Raw genomic sequence first — 4,487 nt, forward strand, 5'->3', positions numbered from 1 at the left:
ATTCCATCCGAAAATAAAGTTCCCTCATCCGTAAGTTTTATTTTATTCCCTTCACGGAAAATAAAATCCATATTTTGAAAATATTCAATTTTGTTATCAAATTTTTCACGATTAAAATTATTACTTATGGAAAATAATTTATCTAAATCAACGCCCCAAATTGTTCTCAGAGAAAGCATAAGATATTCATTAAATTTGTCAGCACTATCAAGTATTTCAGTCTCAAAATATTTCTCTTTAGAATTTATTTTTTTTATGTATTCTGTATTATTATTTGTATTCCACTGCCTTGATTTTAAATCATAAGAATGTGCTGAAGGTCCTACACCAAGATATTTTTTGCTTTTCCAGTAGTTTGAATTATGGATTGAAAAAAAATCATTTTTGCCAAAGTTTGAAATTTCATAATGAATAAAGTTGTTGCTTTTCGCAAATTCTACAAGTTGAAAATATTGCTCACGAACAAGCTCTTCATCAACATCTTTTTGTACTCCTTTCCTGATTTGATACTCAAGTATAGTTTTAGGTTCAACCGTAAGTGCATAAGCAGAAAAATGGGGTATATCAAGAGCAATTATTTTGTTAAGATTATTCTCCCATCTATCTTTATCAGAATCAGGAATCCCATAAATCAAATCAATTGTAATATTCTTAAATCCAACTTTTTGAGCATTTTTTATTGACTCTATAGCATCTGTTGAAGAATGCACTCTTGCTGTAAACTCAAGGTCTTTGTTGTTAAAAGACTGAACACCAATGCTAAGACGATTTATTCCGAGTTTTTTGTATTCAGTTAATTTTTCTAAATCAAGGTCATCAGGATTTGTTTCAATAGTTATTTCAGCATTTTCAGCAATTTTAAAATTCTCATTGATGGATTCAAATATTAATTCTAACTCTTTTATTTCCAAAGTAGAAGGAGTGCCTCCGCCAAAATAAATTGTTTCAAGTTCATCATTTCCAAGATAGTTTCTTTTATCATGAATTTCCTTAACAATCGCTTTTATAAATTCAGTTTTACTTTTTTGAGAGACAGTAAAGTGAAAATTACAATAATTACAAGCTTTTTTGCAAAAAGGGATATGTATGTAAAGTCCGCTCATTTATTAATTTTCATTAAAATATAAAGGAAATAAATTAAAAAATAGTACCTACAGCATAAAGAGGAATATTTATCAACCAGTCTTGTTCTCTATAATCTGACATTGATAGACGAAAAGACGTAGTAGGATTGAATTTTTGATAATATACTTTTAAACTTTTAGATTGTAAATTTTCTTCTGACTTTACTTCAATAGGAATAATTTCTGATTCTTTTTGGATAATAAAGTCAACCTCAGAGCGTGCTCTTTCTGATGACCAATAGAAAACAGGAACTTCCGAACTGCTTTTTATTTGCTGAATTACAAACTGCTCTGTTAATGCTCCTTTAAATTCTTTAAATATTTTGTTGGAATCTATTATTGTCTTAGAATCTAAATCTACCATTGCTGATAATAATCCAATATCAACAATGAATAATTTAAAAGCTGATAGGTCTTCATAAGATTTTAGAGGTAAATTTGGTTTTTTAATTCGGTGAACTTTAAAAATCTGTCCACAATCGTTTAGCCATGTAATAGCTGTTTCGTAATCTTTCGCCCTTGCACCTTTTTTAATTTGCCCATAAATAAACTTCCTATTTTCCTTAGCTAATTGAGAAGGGACTGTATTCCATAACATCCTGATTTTTGATATTATTTCAGTTGGAGCATGCTTTGAATAGTCTTGTTCATAAGCAAAAAGAATATCTTTTTGGACTTTTCTTACATTTGAAAAATCATAAGTATTATTATAAGTTTTAACAACTTCGGGCATTCCTCCTACATAATAATAATGCTTTAGCAATCTGATATATTTTGACTTATATACTTTCATCAAATCCCAATCTTTTGAAGAAAGAATATTTGCCAAAGCATCTTGAGAGTTTGCATAAAGAAATTCAATAAATGATAATGGGTATAAATTCATAAAATTTACTTTACCAACAGGAAAGGAAATATTATTATTTAAGCTTAAACCAAGTAGAGAACCTGCAGCAATAATATGGTACTGAGGAGCATCTTCACAAAAATATTTCAAAGAGGTAATTGCCTCAGGTATCGCTTGAATTTCATCAAAAACTATCAACGAATCTTTTTCATTAATTTCTTTTGCGATTTCTGCTTGTAAAGCAATTAAAATTTTATCAACTTCAAAACCTGATTCAAAAATAGCTCGCAAGTGTTTACTTTTTTCAAAATTAAAATAATATAAATTTTCATATTTTGTTGCCCCAAACTCTTTTATCAACCAAGTTTTTCCAACTTGACGTGCTCCTTTGATAATAAGGGGTTTACGATTAGAAGAGTTTTTCCAATCACATAAATCTTTCATTTTATCTCTATACATAAAAATATATTTTGATGCAAATATACATTTTCTCGTACGTCTTTTTGTGCTAATTTACATTTTTTCGTACGTCTTTTTGTACTTATTCACATTTATTCGCACGACTTTTTGTATTTTTTACTAAATAGTGTTTTTTCTTTCAGTAGAAACATTTATAGAAATCTGTCTATTACACATTTATATCAACCATATTATATTATTTTTGTTACTCTTGAATTTAAAGTTTCTGATTGGTATAGTGGCAAAAGCTTATAAACAACTTCTTTTTTTAAAGGATTCAAATTATCGAAATAATATTCTTTTTCGAGATAGAGCAAATCTAAAAACGCTCTTTCAGCAGAAGCAATATTAACATGATTATTTTGCCTGAGAATTCCCATTGTATTTACAAGAACATTGTTTTTAATTTTACGAAAAACATATAAGCGATTTTGAACATTTATATTTCTACTTAAATAACTAACAATAGTAATTCGCGAATCATACTGAAAAATTACGCCTGCCTTTTGCAACACATATTCCAGCGAGATATATGAAGGTGTGAAAATTGAACATGCCAATTCTTCTTGTTCATAATTGGGTTTGGTATAAATGCCTTTACGTGGATTTTGTAATTTATCAGTTCGTACAGCATAATTCAATTTTTTATTAAGAGAATTAAAGTTAGATTCGTCAACAAGCAAGGCAATATCATTTAGACGAAACACTGTTCTACTATCATTAAATATCGATAGTATAATATTATCTTTTGCTTTTCGTGAACTGTACATCCTAATAATTCGTATGTTTAGTTTACAAATGTATGGAATATAAAAATACTATTCAAATATTTTTTGCGTTTAAAAATAATATTATAAAATTTTTAAATTAGTTTGACTTTTATAAAAGATAGGTCAATACCTTTGCAGTCTGATATGAGAAAAAAAATATTTATATTATTAATTTTAGGATTTACTGTGTTTGCACAAAGTTTCGCACAGCTTGGCGGTCGTTATGTATATGATTTCCTTGAGCTTTCATACTCTTCAAGGTCTTCTGCCTTAGGTGGCAGGATGATTCCTGTAATGGACAAAGACCTTACATTAGCCATAAGAAATCCTTCACTTTTGAATCCTGAAATGCACAATCGTTTTAACTTCAGTTTTTCTGATTATCTAACGGATGTAGCTTATGGAAATGTAGCTTATGCTAGAAAATTCAAAAATGATTTTTGTGCAATGGCAAGTATTGAGTATATAAATTACGGTGAGTTTATTAAAGCAGATGAATTTGGAAATAAATTAGGAACATTCTCTGCAGGTGAGTATGCTTTTCATCTTTCCGCATCAAAAAAAGTTATGGATAAACTATTTATTGGTGCAGGATTAAAAGCAATTTATTCAACTTTTGAAACATATCATTCATCTGGCTTAGCAACAGATTATGCCATTTCCTACTATGATGAGGAAAAAATAATGACAGCTTCTTTATTGGTAAGTAATTTGGGCTTTCAATTCAAGCCTTACACAGCAGGCAATCAGGAGCCTTTACCTTTAAATGTTCAACTTGGATTTTCGAAAAAGCTTGCACACATGCCTTTAAGATTTATTATTGTAGCCCATCATCTCAATATTCCTGATTTTACATACATTGATCCTAATAATAACAACAATAATACTTTTGATAATTATAACAATCAAGATAATATTGAAACACCTTTATCGGAAAAGATATTCAGGCACTTTAATTTTGGTGGGGAGTTTGTTCTTTCCGAAAATTTTCATCTTCGTTTTGGCTATAATCACCAAAAAAGGAAAGAATTACAAATACAAGGAAGACCGGGAATGGTTGGGTATTCCTTTGGTTTTGGATTGAGGATAAGTAAATTTTATTTGAGCTACGCAAATGTGATTCATCATGTTGCAGGAACAACAAATCATTTTTCATTAACGATAAATCCTTCTGATTTTCCTGTATTTTGACCCCGACCCTAAAGGGTGAAACAGAAAAAGATATAAGTATTTTTAAAATCTTTTGATAATCCTAAACCAAAAGGGAACAAAAGATTTTAAAAATAC

At 29.0% G+C, this 4,487-nt stretch carries 4 protein-coding genes; 1 reads left to right on the forward strand and 3 read right to left on the reverse strand.

The window, feature by feature from the left end:
- The 3 genes from hemW to U9R42_03340 form a co-directional block, all read right to left on the reverse strand.
- The coding region (gene hemW, locus U9R42_03330; GenBank protein MEA3495048.1) for a radical SAM family heme chaperone HemW at positions 1 to 1,103 on the reverse strand (1,103 nt) is incomplete at its 3' end.
- A 34-nt stretch (positions 1,104 to 1,137) separates the two neighbouring features.
- Complete coding sequence (locus U9R42_03335) at positions 1,138 to 2,430, reverse strand: ATP-binding protein (protein ID MEA3495049.1); 1,293 nt, start codon at positions 2,428 to 2,430, stop codon at positions 1,138 to 1,140.
- Between the two features lie 191 nt (positions 2,431 to 2,621).
- On the reverse strand, positions 2,622 to 3,200 hold the full coding sequence (locus U9R42_03340) for a hypothetical protein (GenBank protein ID MEA3495050.1): 579 nt from the start codon (positions 3,198 to 3,200) through the stop codon (positions 2,622 to 2,624).
- A 144-nt stretch (positions 3,201 to 3,344) separates the two neighbouring features.
- Here U9R42_03340 and porQ point away from each other — a divergent pair, with 144 nt between their 5' ends.
- Positions 3,345 to 4,391 (forward strand): type IX secretion system protein PorQ, encoded by a 1,047-nt coding sequence (porQ, locus tag U9R42_03345; GenBank protein MEA3495051.1) that lies wholly within the window; start codon positions 3,345 to 3,347, stop codon positions 4,389 to 4,391.
- Positions 4,392 to 4,487 lie beyond the last annotated feature (96 nt).

This window comes from Bacteroidota bacterium (assembly GCA_034723125.1).
In the GTDB taxonomy this organism is placed as follows: domain Bacteria; phylum Bacteroidota; class Bacteroidia; order CAILMK01; family JAAYUY01; genus JAYEOP01.